Origin of the sequence: Streptomyces adelaidensis, assembly GCF_016598475.1 — a bacterium.
GTDB lineage: Bacteria > Actinomycetota > Actinomycetes > Streptomycetales > Streptomycetaceae > Streptomyces > Streptomyces adelaidensis.
On record NZ_JAEMUX010000019.1, the window covers coordinates 40795 to 67159 of the forward strand.

At 70.9% G+C, this 26365-nt stretch carries 27 protein-coding genes and 1 tRNA gene; 13 read left to right on the top strand and 15 right to left on the bottom strand.

From position 1 onward, the window contains the following. Positions 1–30 precede the first annotated feature (30 nt). The 4 genes from I8N67_RS13730 to I8N67_RS13745 form a co-directional block, all read right to left on the bottom strand. Positions 31–282 carry a hypothetical protein gene (locus tag I8N67_RS13730; RefSeq protein WP_200303335.1) on the bottom strand — a complete coding sequence of 84 codons (252 nt, stop codon included), beginning with the start codon at positions 280–282 and terminating at the stop codon, positions 31–33. 109 nt (positions 283–391) lie between these two features. Further along, entirely contained in the window at positions 392–1270 is an 879-nt protein-coding gene (locus tag I8N67_RS13735; RefSeq protein ID WP_200303336.1) for an SDR family oxidoreductase, read from the bottom strand. Continuing rightward, on the bottom strand, positions 1267–2202 hold the full coding sequence (locus tag I8N67_RS13740; RefSeq protein ID WP_200303337.1) for an alpha/beta fold hydrolase: 936 nt from the start codon (positions 2200–2202) through the stop codon (positions 1267–1269). Before I8N67_RS13740 ends, I8N67_RS13735 begins: the two co-directional genes overlap by 4 nt. Then, complete coding sequence (locus I8N67_RS13745; RefSeq protein WP_200303338.1) at positions 2199–3743, bottom strand: flavin-containing monooxygenase; 1545 nt, start codon at positions 3741–3743, stop codon at positions 2199–2201. The genes I8N67_RS13740 and I8N67_RS13745 overlap by 4 nt, the downstream gene beginning before the upstream one ends. Positions 3744–3929: 186 nt before the next feature. On the opposite strand from I8N67_RS13745, the gene I8N67_RS13750 reads away from it, so the two are divergent. Next, complete coding sequence (locus tag I8N67_RS13750) at positions 3930–4574, top strand: MerR family transcriptional regulator (RefSeq protein WP_200303403.1); 645 nt, start codon at positions 3930–3932, stop codon at positions 4572–4574. A gap of 73 nt (positions 4575–4647) precedes the next feature. On the opposite strand, the gene I8N67_RS13755 is transcribed toward I8N67_RS13750, so the two are convergent. Next, positions 4648–5442 (bottom strand): exodeoxyribonuclease III, encoded by a 795-nt coding sequence (locus tag I8N67_RS13755; RefSeq protein WP_200303402.1) that lies wholly within the window; start codon positions 5440–5442, stop codon positions 4648–4650. 94 nt (positions 5443–5536) lie between these two features. Here I8N67_RS13755 and I8N67_RS13760 point away from each other — a divergent pair, with 94 nt between their 5' ends. Together I8N67_RS13760 and I8N67_RS13765 are read left to right on the top strand one after the other, a co-directional pair. Then, positions 5537–6013 carry a GNAT family N-acetyltransferase gene (locus I8N67_RS13760; protein WP_200303339.1) on the top strand — a complete coding sequence of 159 codons (477 nt, stop codon included), beginning with the start codon at positions 5537–5539 and terminating at the stop codon, positions 6011–6013. A gap of 66 nt (positions 6014–6079) precedes the next feature. Then, positions 6080–6460 carry a hypothetical protein gene (locus I8N67_RS13765; protein WP_200303340.1) on the top strand — a complete coding sequence of 127 codons (381 nt, stop codon included), beginning with the start codon at positions 6080–6082 and terminating at the stop codon, positions 6458–6460. A gap of 248 nt (positions 6461–6708) precedes the next feature. Here the strand turns inward: I8N67_RS13765 and I8N67_RS13770 are convergent. From I8N67_RS13770 to galU, 7 genes are all read right to left on the bottom strand, one after another. After that, positions 6709–6782 (bottom strand) — tRNA-Ala (locus I8N67_RS13770). 135 nt (positions 6783–6917) lie between these two features. After that, positions 6918–8255 carry a divisome protein SepX/GlpR gene (gene sepX, locus I8N67_RS13775; RefSeq protein ID WP_200303341.1) on the bottom strand — a complete coding sequence of 446 codons (1338 nt, stop codon included), beginning with the start codon at positions 8253–8255 and terminating at the stop codon, positions 6918–6920. Between the two features lie 215 nt (positions 8256–8470). Further along, a complete protein-coding gene (locus I8N67_RS13780) occupies positions 8471–9145 on the bottom strand; it encodes a GNAT family N-acetyltransferase (RefSeq protein ID WP_267912741.1) in 675 nt (224 codons plus the stop codon). Further along, positions 9142–9699 (bottom strand): MogA/MoaB family molybdenum cofactor biosynthesis protein, encoded by a 558-nt coding sequence (locus tag I8N67_RS13785; RefSeq protein WP_200303342.1) that lies wholly within the window; start codon positions 9697–9699, stop codon positions 9142–9144. The genes I8N67_RS13780 and I8N67_RS13785 overlap by 4 nt, the downstream gene beginning before the upstream one ends. Continuing rightward, positions 9696–10178, bottom strand: coding sequence for a cyclic pyranopterin monophosphate synthase MoaC (gene moaC, locus I8N67_RS13790; protein WP_200303343.1), 483 nt, complete (start codon positions 10176–10178; stop codon positions 9696–9698). The genes I8N67_RS13785 and moaC overlap by 4 nt, the downstream gene beginning before the upstream one ends. Positions 10179–10262: 84 nt before the next feature. Then, positions 10263–11585 carry a molybdotransferase-like divisome protein Glp gene (gene glp / locus I8N67_RS13795; RefSeq protein WP_200303344.1) on the bottom strand — a complete coding sequence of 441 codons (1323 nt, stop codon included), beginning with the start codon at positions 11583–11585 and terminating at the stop codon, positions 10263–10265. Between the two features lie 4 nt (positions 11586–11589). Then, the gene (gene galU, locus I8N67_RS13800) at positions 11590–12492 is read right to left on the bottom strand and encodes a UTP--glucose-1-phosphate uridylyltransferase GalU (RefSeq protein WP_200303345.1); all 903 of its coding nucleotides are present in this window, start codon (positions 12490–12492) and stop codon (positions 11590–11592) included. Positions 12493–12625: 133 nt separating this feature from the next. Between galU and I8N67_RS13805 the strand changes: the two genes are divergently transcribed. Then, a complete protein-coding gene (locus I8N67_RS13805; protein WP_200303346.1) occupies positions 12626–13204 on the top strand; it encodes a 5-formyltetrahydrofolate cyclo-ligase in 579 nt (192 codons plus the stop codon). A 62-nt stretch (positions 13205–13266) separates the two neighbouring features. Here I8N67_RS13805 and I8N67_RS13810 read toward each other — a convergent pair whose 3' ends face one another. Then, the gene (locus tag I8N67_RS13810; RefSeq protein WP_200303347.1) at positions 13267–16068 is read right to left on the bottom strand and encodes a penicillin acylase family protein; all 2802 of its coding nucleotides are present in this window, start codon (positions 16066–16068) and stop codon (positions 13267–13269) included. A 258-nt stretch (positions 16069–16326) separates the two neighbouring features. Between I8N67_RS13810 and I8N67_RS13815 the strand changes: the two genes are divergently transcribed. The 4 genes from I8N67_RS13815 (at position 16327) to I8N67_RS13830 (ending at position 20933) form a co-directional block, all read left to right on the top strand. Further along, positions 16327–17931: a potassium/proton antiporter gene (locus tag I8N67_RS13815; protein WP_200303405.1), complete on the top strand. Its 1605-nt coding sequence runs from the start codon at positions 16327–16329 to the stop codon at positions 17929–17931. Positions 17932–18224: 293 nt separating this feature from the next. After that, positions 18225–19505, top strand: a complete 1281-nt coding sequence (locus I8N67_RS13820) for an MFS transporter (protein ID WP_200303348.1) — start codon at positions 18225–18227, stop codon at positions 19503–19505. Between the two features lie 69 nt (positions 19506–19574). Next, on the top strand, positions 19575–19925 hold the full coding sequence (locus I8N67_RS44185; protein WP_200303349.1) for an FmdB family zinc ribbon protein: 351 nt from the start codon (positions 19575–19577) through the stop codon (positions 19923–19925). A gap of 117 nt (positions 19926–20042) precedes the next feature. Then, positions 20043–20933, top strand: coding sequence for an S-methyl-5'-thioadenosine phosphorylase (locus I8N67_RS13830; RefSeq protein WP_234045644.1), 891 nt, complete (start codon positions 20043–20045; stop codon positions 20931–20933). 343 nt (positions 20934–21276) lie between these two features. Here the strand turns inward: I8N67_RS13830 and I8N67_RS44190 are convergent, their stop codons facing one another. Next, complete coding sequence (locus I8N67_RS44190; RefSeq protein WP_200303350.1) at positions 21277–21468, bottom strand: hypothetical protein; 192 nt, start codon at positions 21466–21468, stop codon at positions 21277–21279. A gap of 25 nt (positions 21469–21493) precedes the next feature. Between I8N67_RS44190 and I8N67_RS42580 the strand changes: the two genes are divergently transcribed. Further along, positions 21494–21943, top strand: coding sequence for a hypothetical protein (locus tag I8N67_RS42580; RefSeq protein WP_307835235.1), 450 nt, complete (start codon positions 21494–21496; stop codon positions 21941–21943). Between the two features lie 141 nt (positions 21944–22084). Continuing rightward, on the top strand, positions 22085–22555 hold the full coding sequence (gene mscL, locus I8N67_RS13845) for a large conductance mechanosensitive channel protein MscL (RefSeq protein WP_200303352.1): 471 nt from the start codon (positions 22085–22087) through the stop codon (positions 22553–22555). A 46-nt stretch (positions 22556–22601) separates the two neighbouring features. Here the strand turns inward: mscL and I8N67_RS13850 are convergent, their stop codons facing one another. Then, positions 22602–22784, bottom strand: a complete 183-nt coding sequence (locus I8N67_RS13850) for a hypothetical protein (protein WP_200303353.1) — start codon at positions 22782–22784, stop codon at positions 22602–22604. A 178-nt stretch (positions 22785–22962) separates the two neighbouring features. Between I8N67_RS13850 and I8N67_RS13855 the strand changes: the two genes are divergently transcribed. From I8N67_RS13855 to I8N67_RS13865, 3 genes are all read left to right on the top strand, one after another. Next, on the top strand, positions 22963–24036 hold the full coding sequence (locus tag I8N67_RS13855; protein ID WP_200303354.1) for a P1 family peptidase: 1074 nt from the start codon (positions 22963–22965) through the stop codon (positions 24034–24036). Positions 24037–24207: 171 nt separating this feature from the next. Beyond that, positions 24208–25425 (top strand): L,D-transpeptidase, encoded by a 1218-nt coding sequence (locus I8N67_RS13860; protein WP_200303355.1) that lies wholly within the window; start codon positions 24208–24210, stop codon positions 25423–25425. A gap of 179 nt (positions 25426–25604) precedes the next feature. Beyond that, a complete protein-coding gene (locus I8N67_RS13865; protein WP_200303356.1) occupies positions 25605–26363 on the top strand; it encodes a DUF6227 family protein in 759 nt (252 codons plus the stop codon). Positions 26364–26365: the final 2 nt, after the last annotated feature.

The window sequence follows — 26365 nt, forward strand, 5'->3', positions numbered from 1 at the left end:
CCAGAAGCCGGCCGCTAGGCCGAGCAGGACTCAGATGTCATAGTCCTGCCGCAGCCGCTCCTCGGCCTCCCGCTGCTCCCGCTCCCGCTCACTCTCTTGCGGCCGCCCACGCTCCGGCTGCCCGTGCTCACCAGGCCGCTGAGCCCGCTCGCGCTCCTGCCGCGCACGCTCCTCCGGGGAACGCCCCGGCGACGACTCCTCCGGCGACTGACCGGCGGACTTGCGCTTGGCCTGCTGCTTGAGCTGCTCGGCCTTGTCCTGGAACTGGTCCTTCATGCCCATGTGTTTTCACTCCCATAGTGGGTGAGGGGATCGGGCCTCGACCAGACAAACACGCCAGGACAATCAACGCATTTCGATCAGTCACGCTGGGTGACCCCGGCTCCCCCGATCAGCCGCGTCTCCGCTCGTCCGCCGCCCCACCGGCCCCCACCAGCCCGGTGGACACCCCCCGAAGCCGGGACTCCATCCGCCGTACCTCCCGCGGAGCGAACGCCCCGATGAGCCCCGGCAGATACCCCCGTACGCCCTGCGTCCCGCGCAGCCACCACTGCCCGTACACATGACTGGACCGCCGCTCGATCCCGGCGACGAGCCGGTCGACGGCCGGCCCCAGCGGATACGTCTTGCCGGCCGGCCCGGGCAGCCGCTCCCGCAACTCCCGCAGCGCCTCGTCCTTGTCGGCGCCGCGCACCATGTCCGTGTCGGTCCAGGACAGATAACCGACCCCGACGCCCACGCCCTGATGCCCGACCTCGGCGCGCAGACAGTGCGCGTACGCCTCGACGCCCGACTTGGACGCGCAGTACGCCGTCATCATCGGGGCCGGCGTGATCGCCGCGAGGGAGGCGATCTGGAGCAGATAGCCCCGGCTCTCGATCAGCGCGGGCAGGAACACCCGCCCGGTGACGGCCGATCCGACGAGGTTGACCTCGATGACCCGCCGCCAGGACTCCGGATCGGAGTCGACGAAGGGCCCGCTGTTGGCGACGCCCGCGTTGGCGACGACGATGTCGACCCGCCCGAACCGCTCCTTGACCTCCGCCGCGACCCGCGCCATCGCCTCGTGGTCGGTGACATCGGCGTGCCAGTACTCTCCCCCACCGCCGTAGAGCCGTTCGGAGACCCGCTTCAGCTCCTCCGGCTCAAGGCCGACGAGCGCGACCTTCACCCCGCGCACCGAGAGCTTGCGCGCGAGGAGTTCCCCGACGCCCCGCGCCGCCCCGGTGACGACCGCGACCCGCCCCTCCAAGGTGCTGCCCCTGCTCATGCGCCCGCCTCCTCCAACTCGTCCCGCCTGGTCCGTACATACGTGGTCACGAGTTCGCGTATCCGCGCGGTGACCGCCTCCGGCGCCTCCACCGGAGCCATGTGTCCGACACCCGTCAGCTCGCTCACCCCCACACAGTCGGGCAGCGCGGCGGCCAGCGCCCGCGCGTGCACGGGCGGGGTCATCCGGTCCGCCGTACCCACGACGACGGCCGTCGGCACCGTCAACTCCCGTACTCCGTGGTCGAGGTCGAGCGTGTCGAGGACGTGCGACCAGGCATGGCGAACCCGGGTGGGACACGTGTGTACGGTGCGTGCGCACACCTCGACCATCACCGGCGACGAACCGGGGCCCATCGTCGCGTACTTGAGGATCCACCGGGAGATCGGCGTGACCGGCCCGAGCGGCGCCCGCGCGCCGAGGACCTTCCGGGTGAGCCAGGTACGCGCCCGCCCGGCTCGCATGGGCACGACCAGCGACTCGGCGACCAGCCTCGAACTGCCCGTGCTGCACAGCAGGACCGCCGCCGTGTGCTCCCGGAAACCCGCCCGCCCGGCGGCCGCCATCAGCGTCATCCCGCCCATGGAGTGCCCGGCCAGCACCGCCTTCTCGCCCGGCGCGAGCGTCGCCGCGAGCACCGCCTCCAGATCGTCGGCGAGGGCGTCCGCGCTGCACACGGCGGAGACGGGACTGCGCCCGTGGCCGCGCTGGTCGTAGGCGACGACCCGGTGGTCGACGGCGAGATCCCGGATCTGCGCCGCCCAGTACGCCGTCGAACACGTCCAGCCGTGCACGAGCACCACCGCTGGGGCACCCTGCGGCCCGTGCACCTCGACGTGCAACCGCGCCCCGTCGGCGGACACGGCCGCCAACTCCCCTGCGGCGACGGGCGGGGCGTAGGGCCCGTACTTCACCTGCGTCAGTCGCGTCACGCTCCGGCCTCCACCTTCGCCGTACTCACCCTGTCGGTGTCCGGCATACCCGGCCGGGCCCTCCGCAGCACCTCGTACTCACCCAGGTCCACCCGCCGTGTCGCCTTGCGGAACTCGGCCGTCGTCCCCGGCCAGACGGTGGTGTTGCGGCCCTGCGCGTCCATGTACCAGCTGGTGCAGCCGCCGGTGTTCCAGACCGTGCGCTCCATGCGCCGCTGGACCCGCTCGTTCCAGGCCGTCACCGCGGCGGGCCGGGCGTCGAGGGCCACCCGGCCGCCCAGGACGTCCAACTGCCGCAGGAAGTCGGCCATGTAGTTGAGCTGGGACTCGATCATCAGGATCATGCTGGAGTTCCCGAGGCCGGTGTTGGGCCCGATGATCGTCATCCAGTTCGGGAAGCCGGCGGCCGAGGCCCCGCGCAGTGACCGCATGCCGCCGTCCGCCCATGCCTCGGCGAGGGTCCTGCCGTCAGCGCCCACGACCCGGTCGGCGATGGGCATGTCGGTGACATGGAACCCGGTGCCGAAGACGATCGCGTCGGCCTCGGCGGTCGAGCCGTCGGCGCCGACGAGCGTGGAGCCGTCGACCCGGGCCAGCCCGGCGGCGACCACGTCGACGTTCGGCCGGGTGAGCGCCGGATAGTAGGTGTTGGACAGCAGGATGCGCTTGCAGCCGATGCGGTAGCCGGGGGTGAGCCGGGCGCGCAGGGCCGGGTCCTTGACGGCCCGGGCGAGGTGCCCCTTGGCCAGCTGCTCCACCAGGCCCAGCTCCTTGGGCCGCTTGGTGAAGGCCTGGACCTGCAACTCCCGGATGCCCCAGAGCAGTCCGCGCCGGGCCCGCGCGGTGAAGGGCAGCTGCCGGTGCAGCCACCGCTCGACGCCGCCGATACCCCGGTCGACGCGCGGCAGCACCCAGGGCGGCGTCCGCTGGAAGAGGGTCAGCCGGCCGACCTCGGGTTGGATCGCGGGCACGATCTGGATGGCGGAGGCCCCCGTACCGACCATCGCGACCCGCTTGCCGCGCAGCTCGAAGCCGTGGTCCCAGCGGGCGGAGTGGAAGACCTTGCCGGGAAAGGAGTCGAGACCGGGCACGTCCGGAACCTTGGGATCGGAGAGCGGCCCGGTGGCGGAGACGACGACATCGGCGGACAACCGCCCGCTGCTCGTCTCGATCTCCCAGCGCAACCGCTCCCCGTCCCACCGCATCATCCGCACCTCGGAGTCGAAGCGGAGGTGCGGCCGGAGCCGGAAGACGTCCGTCACATGCTCCAGATACTCCCGGATGTGCTCCTGTCCGGAGAAGGCGCGCGGCCAGTCGTAGTGGGGGGCGAACGAGAACGAGTAGAGGTGCGACGGCACGTCACAGGCGCAGCCCGGGTAGTCGTTGTCCCGCCAGGTGCCGCCGACGGAACCGGCACGTTCAAGGACGACGAAGTCGGTGATCCCCTCACGCCGCAGCCGCACGGCGGCCCCGAGCCCGCCGAACCCGGACCCGATCACCGCCACCCGCACGTGTTCGTGCCCGTGCTCATGCTCGGCCATCCCGGCACCTCCACGCCTCATCGCGTCCACGCCAGTAATCGCTGGCGCAGTGGGGAGCGTAGGGCAGTACCGTACCCATGGGTAGAGGTCGGGAGCGCTGAAGTTACCGGCGGTACAACATAGGCTTCCCGCGTGGCAGAAGACGCGGCAGAACACGCAGAAGACGGCGCGCGACGCGAGTACCGCATGGAGGAGCTGGCCGGAAAGGCCGGCATCACCGTCCGCACCCTGCGCTTCTACCGGGAGCGCAAACTGATTCCGCCGCCCCGCCGCGAGGGCCGCATCGCCTGGTACGACGAGACGCACCTGGCCCGGCTGCACACGATCGCGGCGCTGCTGGAGCGCGGCCACACCCTGAGCGGTATCGCCGAGCTGGCCGAGGCCTTCGACCAGGGCCGTCACGTGGGCGAACTGCTCGGCCTCGGCGCCCCCACCGAGGAGGTCCCGGTCCGCCTCTCCCCCGAGGAACTCGCCGACCATTTCGGCGACCAGGCGACCCCGGAGAACCTCTCCGCCGCCCTCGAACTCGGCTACCTCGCCACCGACGGCGGCGAGATCGTCCACATCAGCCGCCGCCTGCTCGACGTCTCGGCCGCCCTGGTCCGCGAGGGCGTCCCCCTCGCCGACGTCCTGGCCGCCGGCCGCCACGTACGCGAACACGCCGACGCCCTGGCCACCCTCTTCACCGACCTCATCCTCACCCACGGCCCCCGAACCCCCCAAGACCTCCGCCGCCTGAGGCCCCTGGCGAAGAGCGTGGCGGAGGCGGAACTCTCCCTGGCCCTGGACCGGCGCCTGCGGAGCACCGAGACCGACGGCCAAAAGCCGTAGCGGTCCCAGAAGCTCACAGCTCACAGCTCACAGGTCACAGGTCACAGGTCACAGACCCCCGAGGCCCGGCCGGTCAGAGGTCGTAGACGACCGTCACCGGCGCATGGTCCGACCACCGCTCCGCATGCGTGGCCGCCCGCTCCACGAACCCCTTGACCGCCTTCTCCGCGAGCCCGGCCGTGGCCACCTGATGGTCGATACGCCATCCGCTGTCGTTGTCGAAGGCCCGCCCCCGGTACGACCACCAGGTGTAGGGCCCTTCGACGTCGGGGTGCAGGGCGCGCAGGACATCGACGTACGCCCCGTCACCGTCGTCGAACACCCGCCCGAGCCACGCCCGCTCCTCCGGCAGGAACCCGGAGTTCTTCTGGTTCCCCCGCCAGTTCTTGAGGTCGGCCTCCCGGTGGGCGATGTTCCAGTCGCCGCACACCACGACCTCCCGGCCGTCGGCGGCGGCCCGCTCGCGCAGCCCCTTCAGATAGGCGAGGAACTCCCCCATGAACCGGACCTTCTCGTCCTGCCGCTCGGTCCCGACCTCGCCGGAGGGCAGATAGAGGCTGGCCACGGTGACGCCGGGCAGATCGGCCTCGACGTACCGTCCGCCGCCGTCGAACTCGGCCGACCCGAAGCCCACCTGGATCCGGTCGGGCTCACGACGGCTGTACAGCGACACCCCCGCACGCCCCTTGGCGACGGCCGGCGCGTGCACGACATGCCACCCGTCGGGCTGCCGCACCTCCTCGGGCAGCTGCTGCGGCTCGGCCCGCACCTCCTGGAGGCACACCACATCCGCCGAGGTCCCGGCGAGCCACTCCACGAAGCCCTTCTTCGCGGCGGCACGCAGCCCGTTCACATTCACAGAGGTCACAGTGAGCACCCGGGCACGATACCCGCACCTTGGACAGAGTCCAGTTCCCGACGAAGATCACACCGGGGCAGCGCATAGATGTACGATGCATGACATGATTATCCGCCGCGTACTCTTCGACCACCCCGACGCCGTCAAGCTCAACGACGAGGTCCAGGCCGAGTACGGCGTCCGCTACGGCGACGACGGCGACGCCACACACATGGACCCGGCGCACTTCGTACCGCCGGCCGGGCTGTACCTGATCGCCTACGACGAGCACGGCAGACCCCTCGCCACGAGTGGCTGGCGCACCCAGGACAGCAACGACGAGGGCAACCTCGACGGGGACGCCGAGATAAAGCGGATGTACGTCACCCCGCAGGCCCGCGGCCTGGGCCTGGCCCGCCGCATCCTGGCCGAACTGGAGTCCGACGCCCGCGCCGTCGGCCGTACCCGCATGGTCCTCGAAACCGGCGCCAAGCAGCCGGAGGCCGTGGCCCTCTACACCTCCAGCGGCTACGAGCCCTGCGCCAAGTTCGGCTACTACCGCTTCCACGACCTGAGCCTCTGCTTCGCGAAGCCGCTCTGACCCAGCGCCGTCTCCCGCGCGGAAAACCCCGTGCCCACCCCGCACTCGCCCGCCTACGGTGTCCCCGTGACCAAGAACAACCGCCTGCGCCGTCTCGTCGTCGACGACACCACCTGGCACTGGACGGTCCGTCAACGCTCCCGCGTCGCCTACGACCACTGCCACCTCAAGCTCTCCCTCTACCCGGAGGGCCGCCGAGGCCGCCGCCTCGTCCTGCTCTTCAGCCCCGCCGACGACCGCTCCGTATCGAACTGCTACTTCGACTCCGGCGCCCTCGTCCGCAAGCCCGACCACACCTACCTCAACCTCCACGAGCCCGGCACAGTCCGCCGCCTCCTGGACGCCGCCGCCCCGAACCTGGACCTCCACCCCACGGCCCGGACGGTCGAGGTGGACGGGTGGCCGTACTTCGACGCGATCACGGAGCCGGTGACCGCGTCTCCGTAACCGCCCGCTCGTCGGCCGACGGCTCGGGAAGCCGGAAACGTCCGAGCTCCGGCCACGGGAACCCGCCTCCGCGCCCGTGACCTCGCCCAGCACTTGGGCCTCCTGCCCCTCGACGACACGATCCAAGTCACCGAACAACGAGGCACCGACCTCACGGCCTGCATCGCCAAGGGGCAGCCCCCGCCGACCGTTTGACCCACACAGAAGAACCCCCGCCGGATTTCCCCGGCGGGGGTTCTGAGCTGCGGTGGACCTGTGGGGATTTGAACCCCAGACCCCCTCGATGCGAACGAGGTGCGCTACCAGACTGCGCCACAGGCCCTTGCAACGAGTGAAACTCTAGCATCCCCATCGCGGTGCTTGGAAATCCGTTCCTGAGCGCCTTCCGAGCGGCTTACGAGCGCGTTCGGAGCGGCTCGTGGCTGGTCAGAGGAGTGGGGGATCCGGAGGGGCGAGGTCACTCGTTGGCCGCGCGGGGGCGGTCGCCGTCCTCGTACTGGTCGAAGAGAGGTGTGCGGCCCCGCTCGCGGGAGCGGCGGGCGGACGCGGCGCGGCGGGCGTCGGAACGGCCGCCGTCGGGAGCGTCGGCGGCGTCGTCGGCACCGGTGTCGTCCGCGTGTTCCTCCGTGCCGCACTCCCCCTCCGGCTCACGGGCGGACGGGGTCGACGAGCCATGCGGGTCGGCCGAACTGGAGCGCGCGGAGCTCCACGCGTCCGGTGCGCCGAGGTCGACACCGGACGTGGCCCGGGGCGCCACCGGCGCGGTGACGTAGGTCGGGAGCGGCACCGGGACCGGGTCCCAGCTGTCGCCCTGGCCGGGCCGCCGCTGGCGCTCACGCTGCTGGTCGACCCACTCGGCGTGGTCGGTCTGCTCGACGAGGGCACGGCGGTCGGCCGCGAGCGCGGTCAGCTCGGCCCGGGCCTCCTCGTTCTCTGGACCGTCCTCCGGTTCGTCGGTGTCCACCGGGTCCGGCACCGGCCGTCGGCGCTGAGGCTGCCGCTCCCGCAGCCGCTGCGCCGCCACCTCGGCCTGCCGCCGGTCCATCGTGTACGCGAACCGCTTCAGCTCCTGGCGGCGCAGATGCGCGATGTACGTGCTCAGCAGCACCGCCGGTACGGCCGGCGCCCACAGGAGGGCGAGCCCGCCGACCGCCGCGACGACCGCGCCGAGCGAGAAGGCGAAGAAGAGCATCACCGTCGTACGCCGCCGGCGCGCGAGCACCTTCAAGCGCCGGGCCCGCGCGACGGCCTCCGCCGAGTCGCCCCGCCGTGCGCCCGCCGTCCGGTTGCCCGGCCTGCCCGGGCGCTTCGCGCGGGACGGTGCGGACCCTGCGGCCGTGCCCTGCTTGGCGGACGGCTGGCCGCCCTGCTGAGGCACCGGCTTCGCCTGCGCCGCCTGCTGATTCGCCTGCTGATGAGGCTGCGCCTGGGGCTGCGACTGGGCCTGCTGCTGGGGTTGTTGCGCCTGCTGCTGCGGTGATTCACCTCGCTCCACCGGCAGTTGAGCCTTCGTGTGCGTCCGGTGCGGGGGCATGGCGAAGGCCCGGACGTCCACCGAGTCGGTGACGCCGTCCGGTTCGGCGCTGGGCTCCCCCTCGTCGGCGGAGCGCGCCCGCAGGTCCTTGGCGTATCGGCGCTCCATGCCCGCCCGTCCGGAAAGCAGCCGGATGGCGGTGCTGAAGCGTTCCGTCGGACGGGCTTCGTTCAGCTCGTCCTGCCTACGGAGCCACATCGGCACCAAGTAGGCGGCCCAGGCCCCGACGATGACTGCGTAGATGAGGCCGCTGCTGCTCACGCCTCACACGGTAGAGGGGTTTGCGTGAGGCCATCCGCCAATTGGGCCGGTGTGTCGCACGATCCGGCTGATATTTCGAGCTTTTTTTGTGACCGATCCGATCAGCAGGCCGCCGAGAGCGTGAAATTAACGTGCCGAGAACGCCTCGGCTCGTTCAACTCGATCGACCAACTCGATCGATCGCCGATCATTTATATTCGAACACGCATTTCAATCTATTGAGGTTGTCCGGGTTTGCCCACGTCGGAGCCCGCGTTCCGCGGGTTCCGGGCCCGTTCCCGCTCTCGTTCCCGCCGCCAGCGGCCGAGCAGACCCTCGGGCACCTCTTCGGCGGTGAGCACGAAGACGAGATGGTCGCGCCAGGCGCCGTCGATGTGAAGATATCGTGGACGAAGGCCTTCCTCGCGGAATCCGAGTTTCTCCACCACCCGCCGGCTGGGCCGGTTCTCGGGGCGAATACAGACCTCGATGCGGTGCAGTCCGACGGCCCGGAAGCAGTGGTCCACGGCGAGCGCCACCGCCGTCGGCATCACACCCCGTCCAGCGACCGACTCGTCGACCCAGTAGCCGACATGACCGGAGCACATCGAGCCCCAGGTGATCCCGGCGACCGTCAACTGCCCGACCAGCCGCCCCTGGTACTCGATCACGAACGGCAGCATCCGGCCCGCGTTCGCCTCCGCCCGCAGATGGCGGACCATCTGCCGGTACGTCGGCCGGTGCGCGATGGGACCGCTGGGCGTGGGCGGCGGAATGGTCGCCTCCCAGGGCCGCAGCCAGTCCCGGTTGCGCCGGTTGACCTCGCGCCAGGCCCGCTGGTCGCGCATCCTTATGGGCCGGAGGACCACATCGCCGTCCACCAGCGCTACAGGCCAGGATGGGCTGTTCAGCTCACACCCCCACGGGGTCTGGAGGGGTCCTCCTCGGCCGGCGGCTGCTCGCCACCGCCGGTCGGCCTCGGGTGGTCCCCGCCGCGGATCTGGTCGACGGCATGGGTCAGCAGGGGCGCCAGTACGGCCAGGCCGTCCCGCACGCCGCCGGTGGAGCCCGGCAGATTGACGATCAGGGTGCCGCGCGCGACCCCGGCCAGCCCCCGGGAGAGCGCCGCCGCCGGCACCTTGTCCCGGCCGTACGCCCTGATCGCCTCCGGGATGCCCGCCACCTCGTGGTCGAGGACCGCACGGGTCGCCTCGGGGGTGCGGTCGGTGGGCGAGACGCCCGTACCGCCTGTGGTCACGATCACGTCGTAGCCGGCGTCGACGCCCGCCCGCAGCGCCGCCTCGACGGGGTCACCGTCCGGCACGACCTGCGGGCCGTCGACGGCGAAGCCGAACGATCTGAGCCCTTCGGCGATCAGCGGCCCGCCCTTGTCCTCGTAGATCCCGGCGGCGGCCCGGTTGGAGGCGGTCACGACCAGTGCGCGGTAGGTCCTGGTGGGAGTCATGCCCGGCTCCAGTCGCCCGACTTGCCGCCCGTCTTCTCCTCGACCCGGACGTCCGTGATGACCGCCGCCTTGTCGACCGCCTTGACCATGTCGATCACGGTGAGCGCGGCGACGGAGACCGCGGTGAGGGCCTCCATCTCGACGCCGGTACGGTCGGTGGTCTTCACGGTGGCGAGGATCTCGACGGCGTCGTCCGCGACTGACAGATCGAGCTTGACGCCCGACACCGACAGCGGGTGGCAGAGCGGGATGAGGTCGGGGGTGCGTTTGGCGCCCATGATGCCGGCGATGCGCGCGGTGGCCAGGGCGTCGCCCTTGGGCACCCCCTCACCCCGCAGCAGTTCGATGACCTCGGGGGAGACCAGGACGCGGCCGCTGGCGCGGGCGGTGCGCGCGGTGACGTCCTTCCCGGAGACGTCGACCATGCGGGCGGCGCCCGCCTCGTCGATGTGGGTGAGTCGGTCCTGCGGCGTACTCATGGTGGTGTGGCGCTCCCGGTCGGTGCCCGTCGCGGTGCGGCGCGCGGCCTGTTGTGCGCGACACGGTACGCCACCCTCGACGGTTCAGCCGAGCAGGACGACCTCGACCTCCGTACCGGGCTCGACGGACTCGACGGACTCGGGGACGACGATCAGCGCGTCGGCCTGTGCGAGGGCCGCGACGAGATGCGATCCGGCGCCCCCCACGGGGGTGACCCGGCCGTCGGCGTACGTGCCGCGCAGGTACTGCCTGCGTCCGGCGGGCGAGGTCAGCGCCTTGGTCGTCCGGAGGGTCGCCGTGGTCGTGGGCCGGTGGACGTCGGTCAGGCCCATCAGGGTGCGGATGGCGGGCCGGACGAACAGCTCGAAGGAGACGTACGACGACACCGGGTTGCCCGGGAGGGCGAGCAGCGGGGTGTGGTCGGGGCCGATGGTGCCGAAGCCCTGGGGCTTGCCGGGCTGCATGGCGAGCTTGCGGAAGTCGATGCCGGCGCCCTCCTCGTCCTCGTCGCCGACGGACTCCAGGGCTTCCTTGACGACGTCGTACGCCCCCACGCTCACCCCGCCGGTGGTGACCACCAGGTCGGCGCGGACAAGCTGGTCCTCGATGGTGGAGCGGAGGGTCTCGGCGTCGTCGGCGACGGCGCCCACGCGGTAGGCGATCGCGCCCGCGTCCCGGGCGGCGGCCGTCAGCGCGAAGCTGTTGGAGTCGTAGATCTGGCCGGTGGCCAGGGCCTCGCCGGGCGGGATCAGTTCGCTGCCGGTGGAGAGCACCACCACGCGCGGGCGCGGGCGCACCTGGACGGTGGCGCGCCCGATGGCCGCGAGGAGGCCGAGCTGCGGGGGGCCGAGGACCGTGCCCGCGGCGAGGGCACGCTCGCCCGCCCGTACGTCGCTGCCCCGCGCGCGTACATGCGCGCGGGCCTCGGCGGCGCGGTGGACGGCGACCTGCCCGGTGGCGCCCTCGGGGCTCGCGCTGCGGGCGCGCATCCCCGAGACGGGTCCCTCGCCGAGGCCGCCGTCGGTCCACTCCACCGGGACGACCGCCTCGGCGCCGGGCGGCAGCGGGGCGCCGGTCATGATGCGGGCGGCCTCGCCGGGACCCACATGGGGCTGCTCGGCCTGGCCGGCCGCCACGTCCCCGATCACCGTGAGCACCGCCGGGAACTCCTCGCTCGCGCCCGCGATGTCCGCGACCCGCACCGCGTACCCGTCCATCGAGCTGTTGTCGAACGGCGGCAGCGACACCGGCACCGTGACGTCCTCGACCAGGACACAGCCCTGGGCGTCGAGAAGCTGCAGCTCGATGGGTTCCAGGGGGCGGACCGTGGCGAGGATGTCCTCCAGGTGTTCGGTCACCGACCAGAGGTTGTCCTGGTCGGTGCTGCGGGTCGCGGCGGTGCTCAAAGCGCTACATCTCCTCGGCTACGTAACTGCGAAGCCAGGTCCGGAAGTCCGGGCCCAGGTCCTCACGTTCGCATGCGAGTCTGACAATGGCACGCAAGTAGTCGCCGCGGTCACCGGTGTCATAGCGGCGGCCCTTGAAGACGACGCCGTGCACGGGGCCGCCGACCTTCTCGTCCGCGGCGAGCTGCTGCAGGGCGTCGGTGATCTGGATCTCGCCGCCGCGGCCCGGCTCGGTCCGGCGCAGGATGTCGAAGATGCTCGGGTCCAGGACGTAGCGGCCGATGACCGCGTAGTTCGACGGGGCGTCGGCCGGGTCCGGCTTCTCGACCAGGTCGGTGACCTTGACCACGTCGGCGTCGTCGGTGGGCTTCACGGCCGCGCAGCCGTAGAGGTGGATCTGCTCGGGGGCGACCTCCATGAGGGCGATGACGCTGCCGCCGTGCTGCTCCTGGATCTCGATCATGCGCTTGAGGAGCGGGTCGCGCGGGTCGATCAGGTCGTCGCCGAGGAGGACCGCGAAGGGCTCGTGGCCCACGTGCGGGGCGGCGCACAGGACGGCGTGGCCGAGGCCCCTGGGGTCGCCCTGGCGGACGTAGTGCATGGTCGCGAGGTCGCTGGACTCCTGGACCTTGGCGAGCCGGCTGGCGTCGCCCTTCTTCTGGAGGGCGGATTCCAGCTCGTAGTTGCGGTCGAAGTGGTCCTCAAGGGGGCGCTTGTTGCGGCCGGTGATCATCAGCACGTCGTCGAGCCCCGCCGACGCGGCCTCCTCGACCACGTACTGGATCGCCGGCTTGTCCACGACCGGCAGCATCTCCTTGGGAGTCGCTTTGGTGGCCGGCAGGAACCGGGTCCCTAGACCCGCCGCGGGGATGACAGCCTTGGTGATCCTGGGGTTCGCCTCACTCATGGGCGCAACCATATCCGGTGCCTTTGTGGGGAATCTGCGGCTCCGATGAATTCGCTCTCATATGAGCCGATTACGAATAGTACTGGAGCAACCTGTGAGCAGGGTGGGACCCGAACCGGAGTCTGCCAAGCGAATGTTGCGCGGAGAGTTCCTCCTCGTGAGGAGAGGGTTGACGCCGGATGACGTCCGGAAATCGACGGACGCCCTTGCCGGGCGGGCCCTGGATCTGCCCGAGCTGGCGCACGCGCGCACGGTCGCGGCGTACGTCTCCATGGGGAGTGAGCCCGGCACCCTCGCGCTCCTCGACGCGCTCCGCGCGCGCGGGGTGCGCGTCCTGCTCCCGGTCCTGCTCCCCGACAACGACCTGGACTGGGGCGCGTACGAGGGAGCGGAGTCCCTCGCGCGCGTGCGGCACGGCGGCGGCCGCATGGCCCTCCTGGAGCCGGCGGGCGAACGCCTCGGCCCCGGGGCCGTGACCACCGCCGACGTCGTCCTGCTGCCCGGCCTGGCCGTCGACGCGCGCGGGATGCGCCTGGGCCGGGGCGGCGGCTCCTACGACCGCGTCCTGGCCCGGCTGGAACGCGCGGGCGCCGATCCGGCCCTGGTGGTCCTGCTGTACGACGCGGAGGTCGTCGACCGGGTCCCGGCCGAGCCGCACGACCTGCCGGTGCACGCGGCGGTGACCCCTTCGGGAGTACGACGGTTCCGGTGACCCGGACGCGAAAGCGGCCTCCACGCACGCGTGGAGGCCGCTTTTCGGTGCTCAGGCGGGGGTCATGGCTTCAGGAGCAGCGTGTCGCTGGTGCTGCCCTCGACCGCCTTGTCGGAGAAGGACCAGGTCAGCAGTTCGCCCTTGACCCACTTGCCCGTCTGGTCGGTGTAGTGGGAGCTGTAGGCGTGCCCGGAGGCGCCGGTGAGGTTGATCCACTTGGACTTGTCGAGGTCCCCGAGGTTCACCACCATGCGCATCGAGGGCACCCAGACGACCTCGTAGCCGCCCGCCGCGTTCCACCCGGTGGCGTTGACCGTGCCCTCGCCGCCGCCGAGCTTCCAGGGGCCGCGGTTGAGCATGTACTGGAGGAAGCCGGGGCCCTCGGTACCGAGGGTCTGGTTGTCCAGGAACAGGCGGTGCAGCCGGCCCCAGCTCCAGGTGTCGATGTCCTTGCCGAGCTTGGCGGTGAGCTCCCAGCGGGCGTCCCGCATGGCCCGCTTGAACAGCTCGTCACGGGTGTCGGCGGCCTTCTGGGTGCGGCCCACCGCCGGGGTGGACCACCAGGCGTTGTCCTCGTCGTCGATGATCCGGCGGACCACCTCGAACCAGCGGTCGCCGCCGTCCGGCTGCGCCTGGTCCGCGTCGCGCCTGCCGCACTCGCGGACCCGCTGGTCCTCGTCGGCGGGACCCGTGGTGCCGACCGGCTCGACCGACAGGCACTGGCCCTCGACCCGCAGCTCCTTGGGCAGCTTGTTGCCGAAGGCGAGCTTGAGGATGTTGCGCCAGACCGAGTTGAAGTAGGCGGCGGCCGCCGAGTCGGCGTCCTGGGTGTAGTCCCAGCCCTCCAGGAGCTTCTGCGCCTGGCGGACTTCCTTGTCGTCGACGTCGATCTTGAGCAGCAGCGGCACCAGCAGCTTGGCGATCTCGCTGCTGTTGTCCATCTGCATCTGCCGCATGTCGTCGGTGGAGATCTTGCCGCCACCCTTGATCTTCGACTCGATGAGGCTGGTGATCCGCTGCGCGCGCGTGCCGTAGCCCCAGTCCGTGGTCAGCGTGTACGGGTAGTCGTCCCTGTCGACGACGGCCTGGTTCGCGGTGACGATGTAGCCGCGCTCCGGGTTGTACTCGTACGGCAGCTCGTCCTGGTCGATGTAACCGGTCCAGCGGTACCTGGTGTCCCAGCCCGGCGCGGGCACCGAGCCGTCGCCCTTGCCCCGGGTGGGGATCTTGCCGGGCAGCTGATAGCCGATGTTGTCCTCGGTGTCGGCGTAGATCAGGTTCTGCGAGGGGACGTCGAACAGGGCGGCGGCCGCGCGGAAGTCGTCCCAGTCCTCGGCCCGGTTCATCGCGAAGACGGCGTCCATGGAGGTGCCGGGGTCGAGCGCGGTCCAGCGCAGGGCGATGCCGTAGCCGTCGCCGCGGTCGGGGGCGTCCCGGTCGACGGTGGCCTTCTTGCCGACCTGGACGAGTTCGTCGTTGCGGTCGGACAGCAGGGGGCCGTTGTTGGTGGTGCGGACGACGATCTTCTTGGACGTGCCGCCGGCGACCTCGATGGTCTCCTCGCGGGTGTCGAACGGCAGGACCTTGTCGCCGTACTGGTAGCCGTCGCCGGTGAGCTTCTCCAGGTACAGGTCGGTGACGTCGGCCCCGGAGTTGGTCATGCCCCAGGCGATGTCCGCGTTGTGGCCGATGACCACGCCGGGCATGCCCGCGAAGGTGTAGCCGGCGACGTCGTAGCGGCACTTGGCGGAGACGGACTTGCAGTGCAGGCCCATCTGGTACCAGACCGAGGGCAGCGAGGCCGACAGGTGCGGGTCGTTGGCGAGCAGCGGCTTGCCGGTGATGGTGTGGTCGCCGGAGACGACCCAGGAGTTGGAGCCGATGCCGTTGCCGTTCACACCGACGGCCTCGGGCAGGTCCTCCAGGATGTTGTAGAGGCCGTCCAGCTGTGTCTGGAGGGCCCCGGAGTCGGAGGAGGTCCCGGCGGCGGTGCCCGCCTCCGTTCCCGTGCCGCTGGTGCCCTGCGTGGAACCGGTGGAGCCCTCGGTGCCCTGCGACGACTGCGAGCTGCCCGACCCGTCCGACCAGGTCTTGGTGAGCTCGTCGTACTCGCCCTCCTGCACGATCGCCTTGTTGCGGTCGTACGGGTACTGCGGGTACAGGTCTGCGATCTGCTTGGGGCCGAGGCGGCTGGTCATCAGGGCGCGGTCGATCTCGTCCTGCATGTTGCCTCGCAGGTCCCAGGCCATCGCCTTCAGCCAGGCGACCGAGTCGACCGGGGTCCACTGCTCGGGCTTGTAGTCGTTGGCGAAGCCGAGGGCCGCGTACTCCAGCGAGATCTCCTCGCCGTCCTTGCCCGCGAGGTAGGCGTTGACACCCTTGGCGTACGCGTCGAGGTATTTCTTCGACTCGTCCGAGAGGACGGACTTGTACTCCTCCTCGGCGATCCGGTGCCAGCCGAGGGTGCGCAGGAACTCGTCGTTGTCGACCTGGCTCTCGCCGAACATCTCCGAGAGGCGGCCGGCCGTCATATGGCGGCGCACATCCATCTCGTAGAACCTGTCCTGCGCCTGGACGTAGCCCTGCGCCATGAACAGGTCCTCCTCGGAGGAGGCGTAGACCTGCGGGATCCCGTAGCCGTCGCGCTTGACGTCGACCGGTCCGGACAGGCCGTCCAGGGTTATCGAACCCTTGGTCTGCGGGAAGGAGGCGCGGACGGTGCTGACGGACCAGAACGCCCCGTAGCCGACGCCTCCGATGATGGCCAGGACCAGGACGATCAGAAAGAGACGGATCTTGCGTCCCTTCTTCCTGCCGGACTTGCCGGTCTGCTGGCCGGAGGAGGCGGTGGTGTCGGTGGGCATCGCTGTCCTTGCTGTCCTAACACGAGCGGCAGGTCGGGCTGTGCTTTGTACTGAACGCTGGAGCAACCATAGGCGCAGGGCCCGGCGCGACTTGACGCGGAGTCGGGAACTGGCGCGGACGACTGTTCGATCTTGCCTCGGGAAGCGTCAAGAAATCGTCAAGAGTTAGGTAAGGTAACGAAGTACTTGCACTGACGTAACCGCAACTCCACGGTTTCCGTGATCGGCTTCGCCCTGCCCCCACGCGCGCGTGCCCACATCCGGTGCTCGGTATCCCACACTCGGAAACCACGTGCGGTTCGGCGAGAAAGGTACGGCCCCCTGACTGTCCACGACCTCAACCAGCTCCTGCTCGTCTGCTCGCTCGTCCTTCTCATCGCGGTCGCCGCGGTCCGGATCTCGTCGCGCAGCGGGCTCCCCAGCCTGCTCGTCTACCTCGGCATCGGCATCGCCATGGGCCAGGACGGCATCGGCGGCATCCATTTCGACGACGCCGCTCTGACCCGGGTCATCGGCTACGCGGCCCTCGTCGTGATCCTCGCGGAGGGCGGCCTCGGCACGAAGTGGAAGGAGATCAAGCCGGCCCTGCCGGCCGCCGGCTCGCTGGCACTGGTCGGAGTCGCGGTGAGCGTCGGCGTCACGGCCGCGAGCGCGCACTATCTGATCGGACTGGAGTGGCGGCAGTCACTCATCATCGGCGCGGTCGTCTCCTCCACGGACGCGGCGGCCGTCTTCTCCGTGCTGCGCAGGATCCCCCTTCCCGCGCGCGTGACGGGCACCCTGGAGGCCGAGTCCGGCTTCAACGACGCCCCGGTGGTCATCCTCGTCGCCTCGCTCTCCATGGCGGGACCGGTCGAGCACTGGTACGTCCTGATCGGCGAGATAGCGCTGGAGCTGGTGATCGGCGCCGCCATCGGCCTCGCGGTCGGCTGGCTCGGCGCCTGGGGGCTGCGGCACATCGCCCTGCCCGCCTCCGGCCTCTACCCGATCGCCGTCATGGCCATCGCCGTCGCCGCCTACGCGGCCGGCGCCCTGGCCCACGGCAGCGGCTTCCTCGCCGTCTACCTGGCCTCCGTGATCCTCGGCAACGCCAAGCTGCCGCACTGGCCGGCCACCCGCGGTTTCGCCGAGGGCGTCGGCTGGATCGCCCAGATCGGCATGTTCGTCCTGCTCGGACTGCTGGTCACCCCGCACGATCTGGCCGACGACATCTGGCCCGCGCTCGTCATCGGCCTGGTGCTGACCATGGTGGCGCGACCGCTGAGCGTCATCGTCGCACTGACGCCGTTCCGGGTGCCGTGGCGCGAGCAGACACTGCTGTCGTGGGCCGGACTGCGCGGCGCGGTGCCCATCATCCTGGCGACGATCCCCATGGTGAGCGGGATCGAGGGCAGCCGCCGGATCTTCAACATCGTCTTCGTGCTGGTCGTGGTCTACACCCTCGTCCAGGGACCCACCCTGCCCTGGCTGGCCCGCAAGCTGCGCCTCGGCGGCTCCGGCGACGAGGCCGCCGACCTGGGCATCGAATCGGCGCCCCTGGAGCGGCTGCGCGGCCATCTGCTGTCCGTCGCCATCCCCGAGAAGTCCCGCATGCACGGCGTCGAGGTCAACGAGCTGCGGCTCCCCGCGGGCGCCGCCGTCACCCTCGTCGTCCGCGACGGCACGTCCTTCGTACCGCTCCCGACGACCGTCCTGCGCCGCGGCGACGAACTCCTCGTGGTCGCCACGGACCCCGTCCGCGACCAGGCGGAACGCCGCCTCAGGGCTGTCGGCCAGGGCGGCAAGCTGGCCGACTGGCTGGGCACGGGGAACGGGAACGGCCGGGCCCGGCGAGTGGGCGGGCACCATGGGGGCGACCGGTGAGGCCGGCCTGCGAGTTAAGGGCAGGTTTCGTACCGTTCACACCCTCTGGAATCGCAGGCGTGGCCGTCCATGGTGCTCATTTTCACAGGTGACCCGCCCATTGCCCCTGTACGATGAAGGCGCACTTGATCGGACCAACTCTGTCTGACGCAGAGCTGGCGCGACCGTATGGCGGCCGTCCCGCCCCTCTCACCGGGCCCCGGCATCTACCGCAGTAGCGCAAGAGGACAGCTCTCGGCGCCCGATCCCCGTGAACCGGGGGCCGCGCTACCAGGCGGCGGAAAGGCACGGCCGTGGCATCCACGGTCACCTCGAACACCTCGAAGACGTCCCGCCCGGGCTACGGGCAGCTGCTGCGCACCCGTGGCGCATGGACGTTCCTCCTCCCCGGCTTCGCGGCCCGCCAGCCGTTCGCGATGCTGACCATCTCCCTCGTGCTGCTGGTGCGGCACACCACCGGCTCGTACGGCGCGGCGGGCGCTGTCGCCGCCGTCACCGGTGTCTCCATGGCGCTGTTCGCCCCGTACAGCGGCCGTCTGGCCGACCGCCACGGCCAGCGCGCCGTACTCCTCCCCGGTGTCCTCGTCCATGTCGTGGCGGGCCTGTCCCTGACGGCGCTGGCCCTCGCGGACGCCCCCTTGTGGGCGCTCTTCGTCGCCGCCGTGCCGACGGGTGCCTCGGTGCCGCAGATCGGCCCCATGGTGCGGGCCCGCTGGGGCGTCAAGCTCCAGGACTCGCCCCTGACGACCACCGCGGCGGCCTTCGAGTCCGTCACCGACGAGCTGACCTTCGTGCTCGGCCCGCTGGTGGCGACCGCGCTGTGCACCGCCGTGCACCCGGCCGCCGGCCTGCTCACGGAGGCCGGCCTCACACTGATCGGCGGCCTGCTGTTCGCCGCCCAGCGCGGCACCCAGCCCAAGGCCCTTTCCCCGGCGCACGCGCGCGTGGAGCACGGCTCCGCCCTGTCCGTCCCCGGAGTGCGCGTCCTGATCGCCACCTTCCTGGGCATCGGCGCCGTCTTCGGCGGCATGCAGGTCTCGCTCGCCGCCTTCTCCGAGTCGATCGGCGAACCCGGCCTGAACGGCGTCCTGTACGGCGTCTTCGCCGCCGGCAACATGCTCTCCGGCGTCGTCTGCGGCGCGATCGCGTGGAAGGTCGCTCCCCAGCGGCGCCTGGTCGTCGGCTACACGGCCCTGGCGCTCGTGGCCTCCGTCCTGTGGACCGCCGACTCCGTACTCGTCCTCGCCGCGCTCGGCCTCCTGGTCGGCATGTGCGTCGCCCCGACCCTCATCACCGGCTACACCCTCGTCGACGACCTCGTCCCGGCGGGCGCCCGCACCGAGGCCTTCACCTGGCTCACCGGCGCCGTCGCCCTCGGCCAGGCGGCCGCCGTCACGGCCGCCGGACAGCTGGAGGACCGCCTCTGGAGCGGCGCGGGTTTCCTGGTGCCGATGGCCGGTACGGCACTGGCCCTGGCGACCCTGCTGGCGCTGCGCACACGGCTGGCGAGCAGGCCCCGGAGCCGTACCGTCGTGCGTGTCGTCGGTCACCGAGTGCCGGTGCCAGTGGACTGATCCCCTGGGAATAGGTCACTATGGACTGTCGTTAGCACTCATCGAGTGAGAGTGCCAGGAGGAAGACCAGTGCCGACGTATCAGTACCAGTGCACCGAATGCGGTGAGGGCCTCGAAGCGGTGCAGAAGTTCACCGATGACGCCCTGACCGTGTGCCCCAGCTGCGATGGCCGCCTCAAGAAGGTGTTCTCGGCCGTCGGCATCGTCTTCAAGGGTTCCGGTTTCTACCGGAACGACAGCCGTGGCTCGTCGTCGAGCAGCAGCCCGGCGACGGCGTCGTCGAAGTCGTCGTCCTCCTCGGACACGAATTCGTCGTCCTCGTCGTCTTCTTCGACCTCGTCCTCGTCGTCTTCGTCGTCCTCCGACTCGAAGTCGTCGTCCTCGGGCTCTTCCTCCACGAGCAGCAGCTCGGCCGCGTAGCGCTTTTTTCGGGGGCCTCCGGGATCTCCGGGACTTCATGGGCTTCCGAGACCCCGCGGTCGTCGTACGACGACCGCGGGGTCTTCGGCGTCTCCGGGCCCCGGTTAGGGTGCGGGCATGGCGAACACGGAGCACGCGGGGCATGTGGAGAAGGCGGCGGGCGGGGCCGACGGGGCGGGCCTGGCGGAGATCGGTGTCATCGGGGGCTCGGGGTTCTACTCCTTCCTCGACGACGTGACCGAGATACAGGTCGACACCCCTTACGGGCCGCCCAGCGACTCCCTCTTCCTCGGTGAGATCGCCGGACGCCGCGTCGCGTTCCTCCCCCGCCACGGCCGGGGCCACCATCTGCCGCCGCACCGCATCAACTACCGCGCCAACCTGTGGGCCCTGCGCTCCGTCGGGGCGCGCCAGGTGCTCGGCCCGTGCGCGGTGGGCGGCCTGCGGCCGGAGTACGGACCGGGCACGCTGCTCGTCCCGGACCAGTTGGTGGACCGCACCAAGTCCCGCGCCCAGACCTACTTCGACGGCCTCCCGCTGCCCGGCGGCGCCACCCCCAACGTCGTCCATGTCTCGCTCGCCGACCCCTACTGCCCCGTCGGCCGCAAGTCCGCCCTCGAAGCGGCTCGCGGACGCGACTGGGAACCGGTGGACGGCGGCACCCTCGTCGTGGTCGAGGGACCTCGTTTCTCCAGCCGCGCCGAGTCCCTCTGGCATCAGGCCCAGGGCTGGGCCGTCGTCGGCATGACCGGCCACCCCGAGGCGATCCTCGCCCGTGAAATCGAACTCTGCTACACCTCCCTGACCCTCGTCACCGACCTCGACGCCGGCGCCGAGACCGGCGAGGGCGTCTCCCACGAGGAGGTCCTCCAGGTCTTCGCCGCCAACATCGACCGCCTCCGGGGTGTCCTGTTCGACACTGTGGCCGCGCTGCCGCCGAGCGGGACGCGGCACTGCCTGTGCACGAAGGCGCTGGGCGGGATGGACCCGGGGTTCGTGCTGCCGTGAGGGGAGAGGTGTCGGGTGGGGCGGGGGATTGAAAGCGAGGCCGTAAGGCCGATGGGCTCCGCGTCACAGCGCGGCACGGCCGCTTCCGGCCCGTCCGGCGTCTGAGGACGAGCCCGAAGGGCGACTCAGCGCCCACCCACCCGCGCGCTTCCCGCCTACCCTCACGGGATCGAGACGGGGTCGAGACGGGGTCGAAGGGGCGGCGCCCCTGGGGATGGGGCGGGCAGGGGCGGCGGGGGCGGAACTCCCCGTTCGGGTGGCGGAGTTATCCACAACCGGTGGGTCGTCCACCGCCCTCAACACGATCCGCCGCGAAGCCTCATCGTGGGACCGCAAGCCGATCTCACAGAGCAGGTGGTGGCCCCATGTCCCGTCCCTCGCCCTCGTCCTCGTCCGTACCCGCGATCTCGTCCGTACCCGCGTCCTCATCGGCGTCCGCGTTCTCATCCGCGTCCGCGTTCTCATCCGCGTCCGCGCCTCCACGCCGAACCCCCTCCTGGGCCGCCGGCCCACCCGGCCCCGACGCCCCGCCCACCTGCGAGGTCCCCCACTTCGCGCCGCTGCGCGTACGCGGCGGGGCACACCGCCTGCGCCGTCTCGCCCGCTGCCGGAGGCGAGCGATGGCCGCCGGGCTGGCGGTGACCGCTGCCGCCCTGCTGGCGACGGGAGCGGGCCCGCAGGACGCCGAACGGGTCAGGGGCCACCCCGTCGCCGACCCCGTCCCCGAGCGACCCACCTCCGAGACGGTGACCGCACCGGTCCGGATCGCCGACGGCGCGACGGTACGGCTGCTGCGCCCCGGCGACCGTGTCGACGTGATCGCGGCCGAGGAGTCCGCGACGGGCGCCGGCACCGCACGGGTCGTCGCACGGGGCGCCCGTGTGTCGAAGGTGCCGACCGTGAGCGCCACCGAGAGCGGCGCACTGATCGTCCTGACCGTGCCTCGCCGCACGGCGACCCGGCTGGCAGGCGCGGGCGCCACGTCCCGCTTGGCGGTGACACTGTGGTGACCTCGGCCCTCGGCACCGGCACTCGAACCGAGCCCGGCCCGTCAAGTCCCTCAACGGAGGGGCCCAATTGGACACCCGGGCCAGGCCCTGACGTAGGTTGCGGAGTCGTTTGTTCCACAACCAGCGCAGAGAGGCCTCGTGGTGAGCGAGAAGAAGAAGCCGAGCGTCTGGGAGGGCTTCAAGGCCTTCCTGATGCGGGGGAACGTCGTCGACCTGGCCGTCGCCGTGGTCATCGGCGCGGCCTTCACCAACATCGTCAACTCGGTGGTGCAAGGAATCATCAACCCGCTGGTCGGGGCCATCGGCACCAAGGATCTCGACAGCTACGCCTATTGCCTCAAAGATCCGTGCACGGGCAGCGGTGTCGACTCGACCGGCATCCAGATCCGGTGGGGCTCGGTGTTGGGCGCCACCCTCAGCTTCGTCATCACCGCGGCCGTCGTCTACTTCCTGATGGTCCTCCCCATGGCCAAGTACCTGGCCCGCCAGGAGGCCCGCCGGAAGGCGAAGGAAGGCACCCACGAGGTCATCGAGGTGAGCGAGCTGGAGGTGCTCAAGGAGATCCGCGACGCCCTGGTGGCCCAGCGCGGCTCGGGTCACGACCGCGACTAGCGGCGCCGACGGCAGTCAAGGCGCTCAAGGCGTTCGGCCGGCGATGTCAGAGGTGGTGGGGCGGCTTCTCGTCGAGGAAGCGCTTCAGGTCGGCCGCGCTGTCGGCGCCGTCGCCGGACCGCTCGCCCCACCCCTGGTCCGTGTCGTCGGACGACGGCCGGCTCAGCGGGTCGTCGAAGACCAGCGCGGCCTTGGGGTCACGCGGTTCGGGGGCGGGAGCGGTACTCATGCCCCCAGAGTACGACCCCGGCCGGGAACAGCTCCCGTCCCATCCGCGCCCTCCCCCCGCCCGGCCCGCGCGCACTTGTGAACACCTGAGCGAGAATTCCGCCGGGATTTCTGGTCTGCTGGGCGCCATGACGTCCAGTTCCAAGCCCTCGACTCCCCCGGGGACACCCAGGACTCCTATGACTCCCGAGACGCCCAAGACCCCCCGGACACCCGAACCGGTCGGCGCTCCGAACGACGCCCTCACCGATGTCCTCGGCCTGCGCGTGGGCCACGCCACGCGAAGCGGTGACGGGTGGCTCACCGGTACCACGGTCGTGCTGGCTCCGGAGGGCGGTGCGGTCGCGGCCGTGGATGTGCGCGGGGGTGGGCCCGGCACCAAGGAGACGGACGCGCTCGACCCGCGGAACCTGGTGCAGAGGGTCGAGGCGGTGGTGCTGACCGGCGGCAGCGCGTACGGGCTGGACTCCGCGTCGGGCGTGATGGCCTGGCTGGAGGAGCACGGGCGCGGTGTGCGGGTCGGCCTCGACCCCGCGCATGTCGTGCCGGTCGTCCCGGCCGCCTGTGTCTTCGACCTGGGCCGGGGCGGCGACTTCCGGGCGAGACCGGACGCGGCCATGGGCCGGGCCGCCGTCGAGGCCGCCGCGGCGAGCGGGCCCGGTGCCCCGGTGGCGGAGGGGTGCGTGGGTGCCGGGACGGGAGCGACGGCCGGGCTGCTCAAGGGCGGCATCGGCACCGCGAGCACCGTGCTGGACTCGGGGATCACGGTGGCCGCGCTGGTGGTGGCCAACGCGGCGGGCTCGGTGATGGATCCGGGGACGGGGGTGTTGTACGGGGAGTTGTTCCAGGGGCGTACGGCGTTTCCGGCGCCGGAGGTCCATGAGGTCGCGTGCCGGCGGCTCGCCGAGGCCGCCGTGAAGAGTCCTCCGCCCCCGATGAACACCACGCTCGCCGTGGTCGCCACCGACGCCGAGTTGACCCGCGCCCAGGCCCAGAAGCTGGCCGGCACGGCGCACGACGGCATCGCCCGCGCCGTACGCCCCGTTCATCTGCTCAACGACGGGGACACGGTGTTCACCCTGGCCACGGGCGCCCGGCCGTTGCCGCCCCAGGCGGGTCCGCTCGCGCTGAACGAACTCCTGGAGGCGGGCGCCGACTTGGTGACGCGGGCGATCGTACGGGCGGTGCGGGCGGCCGAGTCGGTGGACGGGCCGGGTGGACTCTGGCCGTCCTATGGGGAGTTGTACGGATAGCTTCGGGGTGAGTCGCGTGCCGGGGAGGCGATTGTCCCGGTTCTGTCACGTGATGCCCTCGGGCGGGGTTGGTGGGAACCCTGTGGGCCGTCGTTCGCTCTTTCTCCGCGTACCGGAGCGGAGCACGTAGATCACGCGGATCACGCGGACGCGAAGAAGCTGGAGCAGATCGTGACGAGGCCGAAGATTGCTGTACGGCGTGCGATGGGGGCTTGTGCCGTGCTGGTGGTCGGTGCGCTGACCCTCACCGGCTGTGGTGGTGACGCCAAGGCCGACGACAAGAGTGGTGGCAAGGGGACGTCGGCGAAGGACGCGGCGGCGCGGATCACGATCTCGGCGAAGGACGGTGCGACGGACGCGTCCATCAACGCGACGGGCGTGAAGGTCAGCGGCGGCAAGCTGACCGACGTGAAGATGACCGTGGCGGAGGGTGGCGCGGCCGTACCGGGCGAGACGGCGGAGGACGGGCTGTCCTGGAAGCCGAAGGAGCAGTTGGAGCGCGGGACGAAGTACCGGATCTCCGCGACCGCGAAGAACGCCGAGGGCAAGATGTCGGCCGCCAACTCCATCTTCACGACCGTCTCGACGGCGAACAGCTTCATCGGGACGTACACCCCCGACAACGGCACCACGGTCGGGGTCGGGATGCCGGTGTCGTTCACCTTCGACAAGGCGATCACGGACCAGAAGGCCGTGCAGTCGCACATCACGGTGACGTCGAGCAGCGGGCAGGAGGTGGCGGGGCACTGGTTCGGGGAGCAGCGGCTCGACTTCCGGCCCGAGGAGTACTGGAAGGCCGGGTCCAAGGTCACGATGAAGATCGATCTGGACGGTGTGGAGGGCGCGAACGGCGTCTACGGCGTGCAGGACAAGACCGTCACCTTCACGGTCGGGCGCTCGCAGGTGTCCACGGTCGACGTGAACACGCAGACCATGACGGTCGTCCGGGACGGGAAGACGCTCAAGACCGTGCCGATCTCGGCGGGTGCCGCCGCGAACCCGACGTACAACGGTCAGATGGTGATCTCGGAGAAGTTCCGGCAGACGCGGATGAACGGGTCGACGGTGGGCTTCGGCGGTGAGTACGACATCGCGGACGTGCCGAACGCGATGCGGCTGACGACGTCGGGCACCTTCATCCACGGCAACTACTGGTACAGCAGGTCCAATCCGCCCTTCGGCCGGGAGGGCACCAGCCACGGCTGTGTCGGGCTCGCGGACGTCCAAGGGGCGAGCGGCGACACGACCGCCAAGTGGTTCTTCGACAACTCGCTGGTCGGTGACGTGGTGATCGTCAAGAACTCCCCCGACGACACGGTCTCGCCGGACAACGGTCTCAACGGCTGGAACATGTCATGGGACGCGTGGACGGCGGAGAGCACCGGCTGATCCCCCTCCGACCCCATCTGACCACGTAGTTCTGGGAGTTCGTCGGGCCGCGCGGGAACCAACCGCGCGGCTCCGGCGTTTTATTGGGCGTACGTTTTCTCGGTTCCTGGACATGATGTCCGACCGAGGGGCTACGGTATGCACCCACAAGGTGACATGCAGCAACGCCGGGAGAAACCTTGAGCGTTCCGTACGAGACGGCAGCGTACGAGCCACCCGAGTCGCCCGAGTCTCCTGAGGAGCACCTCGCGCGACTCCTCGGCCGCGCCCTGAACTCCTTCGAACTGCCCGACGAGACGATACGGCAGCTCGACTGCGCCCTCGCGCACGACAGCTCGCTGCACTCCGCGCACTACAGTTCGGGGCTGCACCGGGCGACGTACCGGCACACCTGGCTGCTGGCCGACGGCTCCGCCGTCACGCTGTGGGAGCTGGTGCACAACACCGTGCCCGGCAGCGACACCCAGCACGAGGTGTACACGGACGACGAGGAGCTGCGGGCCGCCACCGCGCGCCTGCCGCTGCCGCCGGACGCGCCCGACTTCGAGCTGCCCACGATGATGGAGCTGACGGCTTTCCCCGAGCCGCGCCACGAGTACGTTCCGGACGACTCGGCGGACCACGCGCGCCGGCTGCTGCGGCGCGCGGAGAACGCGGACCTGCCGGGGGACGAGGTCTCCACGCTGCTGCTGCGGACGGCGTTCGCGCACGAGATCACCCAGGCCTTCGGCCGCCCGCACCGCCCCGCTCGGCGCGGGCGGCCCGGGCTGGGCTTCTCGCTCTATGAGCACGCGTTCCTGCTCACCGACGGACAGGAGATCTCCCTCTGGGAGGTCGAGCACACGGCCACACCGGACGGACGCCATATGTGCGAGGTGTACGCGACGGAGGACGCGGCCCGGGACGCGATGGAGCGGCGGGCGGGGAGCCTCGGGTAGGG

Coding starts and splice junctions, on each gene's coding strand:
- galU (WP_200303345.1), bottom strand. CDS start 12,492: ATGAGTGAGGCGAACCCCAGGATCACCAAGGCTGTCATCCCCGCGGCG.
- I8N67_RS13785 (WP_200303342.1), bottom strand. CDS start 9,699: ATGACTCCCACCAGGACCTACCGCGCACTGGTCGTGACCGCCTCCAAC.
- I8N67_RS13855 (WP_200303354.1), top strand. CDS start 22,963: ATGACTCCCGAGACGCCCAAGACCCCCCGGACACCCGAACCGGTCGGC.
- I8N67_RS13830 (WP_234045644.1), top strand. CDS start 20,043: ATGGCGAACACGGAGCACGCGGGGCATGTGGAGAAGGCGGCGGGCGGG.
- I8N67_RS13760 (WP_200303339.1), top strand. CDS start 5,537: ATGATTATCCGCCGCGTACTCTTCGACCACCCCGACGCCGTCAAGCTC.
- I8N67_RS13735 (WP_200303336.1), bottom strand. CDS start 1,270: ATGAGCAGGGGCAGCACCTTGGAGGGGCGGGTCGCGGTCGTCACCGGG.
- I8N67_RS13850 (WP_200303353.1), bottom strand. CDS start 22,784: ATGAGTACCGCTCCCGCCCCCGAACCGCGTGACCCCAAGGCCGCGCTG.
- I8N67_RS13810 (WP_200303347.1), bottom strand. CDS start 16,068: ATGCCCACCGACACCACCGCCTCCTCCGGCCAGCAGACCGGCAAGTCC.
- moaC (WP_200303343.1), bottom strand. CDS start 10,178: ATGAGTACGCCGCAGGACCGACTCACCCACATCGACGAGGCGGGCGCC.
- I8N67_RS13750 (WP_200303403.1), top strand. CDS start 3,930: ATGGAGGAGCTGGCCGGAAAGGCCGGCATCACCGTCCGCACCCTGCGC.
- I8N67_RS13730 (WP_200303335.1), bottom strand. CDS start 282: ATGGGCATGAAGGACCAGTTCCAGGACAAGGCCGAGCAGCTCAAGCAG.
- I8N67_RS13745 (WP_200303338.1), bottom strand. CDS start 3,743: ATGGCCGAGCATGAGCACGGGCACGAACACGTGCGGGTGGCGGTGATC.
- I8N67_RS13805 (WP_200303346.1), top strand. CDS start 12,626: ATGTTGCGCGGAGAGTTCCTCCTCGTGAGGAGAGGGTTGACGCCGGAT.